This window comes from Methylobacterium sp. J-070 (genome assembly GCF_022829385.1).
Taxonomy (GTDB): domain Bacteria; phylum Pseudomonadota; class Alphaproteobacteria; order Rhizobiales; family Beijerinckiaceae; genus Methylobacterium.
The window spans coordinates 1-2,412 of the sequence record NZ_JAKSXX010000107.1; the positions used below are offsets into that span (position 1 = coordinate 1).

Annotated in this window: 3 protein-coding genes; 2 read left to right on the top strand and 1 reads right to left on the bottom strand. The window is 63.9% G+C overall.

The genetic code is table 11. The features are described 5' to 3' along the window. Positions 1-537: 537 nt before the first annotated feature. Positions 538-840 (bottom strand): hypothetical protein, encoded by a 303-nt coding sequence (locus tag MKL01_RS08070; RefSeq protein WP_243904698.1) that lies wholly within the window; start codon positions 838-840, stop codon positions 538-540. 223 nt (positions 841-1,063) lie between these two features. Here MKL01_RS08070 and MKL01_RS08075 point away from each other — a divergent pair, with 223 nt between their 5' ends. Beyond that, positions 1,064-1,276 carry a hypothetical protein gene (locus tag MKL01_RS08075; RefSeq protein ID WP_243904699.1) on the top strand — a complete coding sequence of 71 codons (213 nt, stop codon included), beginning with the start codon at positions 1,064-1,066 and terminating at the stop codon, positions 1,274-1,276. 336 nt (positions 1,277-1,612) lie between these two features. Then, complete coding sequence (locus tag MKL01_RS08080; protein ID WP_243904700.1) at positions 1,613-2,350, top strand: Crp/Fnr family transcriptional regulator; 738 nt, start codon at positions 1,613-1,615, stop codon at positions 2,348-2,350. Positions 2,351-2,412: the final 62 nt, after the last annotated feature.

Here is a 2,412-nt window from a genome sequence, read left to right on the forward strand (position 1 = left end):
ACAGTTAGTCTCTAGGTCCGCGTTGCCGCGGTCGGGCGCCTGCGCCGAGGCGGGGGCAGCGAGAGCGATGACGCTGACGGCGAAGATGAGGCTGCGCATACTTGGTCCCTGATCGGAGCAACTCGTCGAGGCCTAACGAACTTAGCGCCGGTTTTATCCTTTCCGCTCCCGGAACCGGATCCCGGCCCCGCCACCGTTCTCGGGGATGAATCCTAGCCCAGCGGCTTCAAAGGGCCGCTCAATGTCCAGCAACGTGCGATCGTAGGGTGTCCGTTTCCCAGCCTCGAAGTCGGCTAGCGTCTTCTTGGATAAGCCGGAGCCCGAGGCGATCGTGCTGCCCTGGCGCGGACGTGGCAACGTCATTGCAGCGGCGGCCGTAATGCTCGTGGACCTCTTGGAATGGGCGTGATGTAAGTTTCGACGTATGTGAGAAGCGCTGATTGGCTTAGCGCCGCAAAAACGGATCTGGGCCACAATACGCTGGATGTTCGCATGCCTGGTTCACAGAACCAGATTGGTGGATCGGCTGTCACCGGGTTAGATCTTCTCATGCCCTTCCCGAGAATGCGGGCCCCATTCTGGTCCCTGAACCGGCGTCCGTTCTGGTCGTGCCAGCATGACAGCCGCACGTACCGCCGCCCGACGCAGTTCATCGCTCGCCCACGACTCCTCAATCAGCGTTCGAGCGAAGGGATGGGCAGCCACCGCCGCGGCCGGATCAAGATAGTAGCCCTCACCGAACGCAATAAGCCCAACGCCGGGATCGGCCATGTATGCGTCGATCACCCCAGCAACGTCGTCGTCGATGATTGCAAGTGTTGGCAGGAGATCGAGGATCATCGGCAACGGCATCGTCGACGTTCCTCACCCGGGCACGGATCGAGAAGCCTCGCTGACCAGCGGGACGGCCTCGAAGACCTCTGAGATCACGAGCTATGCCGAGATCCTGGTCGTCAAAAAATCACAACGATAAGTTTTCTGATACTCCGCCGTGACAGCCCGGGTTCGTGACGCAACGCCCCGGACGATCTGGCTGTGGCAGATATCACTGCCGAGTGAGTGCGTGTTCCCACCCGGCTGGGGCTGCAACGCGCAGGGATCGGTCGAGGCGATCAACGAGCGCGGCGAAGCGACCCATGACTTCCAAGACGTGGATTTGGTGATCGCGGGTGATGGCGCGCAGCACTTCGGCCGCCGCATAGCCCTCGGACATTTCGCCGCCTTCGCTATCGTCACGGCCCCTCGCCGGCCGACGCTGTGGCGGCGGCTATGCTGACCCTGAGGGCCCGAAGCGATCGCGAGACCGTCGTTGAGGCAGAGTCAGGTCGCCGGGTATCCGGCCGCATCAGGAGCCGGCGGCTCGCTGCAGCCCCACGTCCGTCGGCGGCTCGATAGGCATGGCGATGGTGCTGTATAAAGACTGGGGCCGACTGGACCTCCAAGCCTCATCGGTTGCAGCCTTCGTCGAAAGACACTTCAAAAAATAACAATTATTGAAGTAATGCCTGTCAGCAAGTAGCCACAAAGCCCATCTACGTCGTGTCGCGCGGACATTCCGACGCTCTCGGTCTCCGTAGCGAACACGGTACAGGCGTACCCTCGGGCCAATCCCATGTCCAACGCGCTGATCCGCAAGCTCGACCACGCCGGCGGCCTCACGGACGCGGACCGGGCCACACTGCTGGGCGCTTGCGCCAGCCCGCGACCCGTGGCGGCGGGGCAGGACCTCACCTGTGAGGGCGACCCCCCCGAGAACGTCCACCTCATCCTGCGGGGCTTCGCCTACCGCTACAAGATCCTGCCTGGCGGCAAGCGCCAGATCACCGCCGTATTCGTCCCGGGGGATTTCTGCGACTTGCACGTGGCCATCCTTCAACGGATGGACCACTCCATCGCCACCTTGCTCCCTTGTGAGGTCGTGTACCTCTCGCGCGCGACCGTCGTCGACCTCACGGCCGGCCACCCGCGCATCGCCCGGGCGCTATGGTGGGCGACGCTGGTCGACGAGGCGATCCTGCGCGCCTGGCTGGTCAACATTGGACAGCGCGAAGCCTCGCGGCAGATCGCGCACCTGTTCTGCGAGTTGCACGCCCGCCTTGATGCGGTCGGACTGGCTACGCGCGACAACGGGGGCGCGGCCTTCGATACACCGCTACGGCAGACGGACCTGGCCGACCTGCTCGGGATGACGCCTGTGCACGTCAACCGCATGCTGCAGGAGCTGCGCGAGGCCGGACTGATCGTGCTCAAACGCCGGCGGTTGCAGATCCTCGACCTCGCCCGGCTGCGAGCCTTTTGCGGCTTCGATGCAGCCTACCTGCACCTGGAGAATCGCCCGGATCGGCGTTGACCAGCCCGCGCAGTGTAGCTTTCAAGCGGCGTGCGGCGCGGTCCACCATTCCCCAGTCAGCG

Bases quoted from the DNA above. Each gene is read 5' to 3' on its own strand.
- MKL01_RS08080 (WP_243904700.1), top strand. From the start codon at position 1,613: ATGTCCAACGCGCTGATCCGCAAGCTCGACCACGCCGGCGGCCTCACG.
- MKL01_RS08070 (WP_243904698.1), bottom strand. From the start codon at position 840: ATGATCCTCGATCTCCTGCCAACACTTGCAATCATCGACGACGACGTT.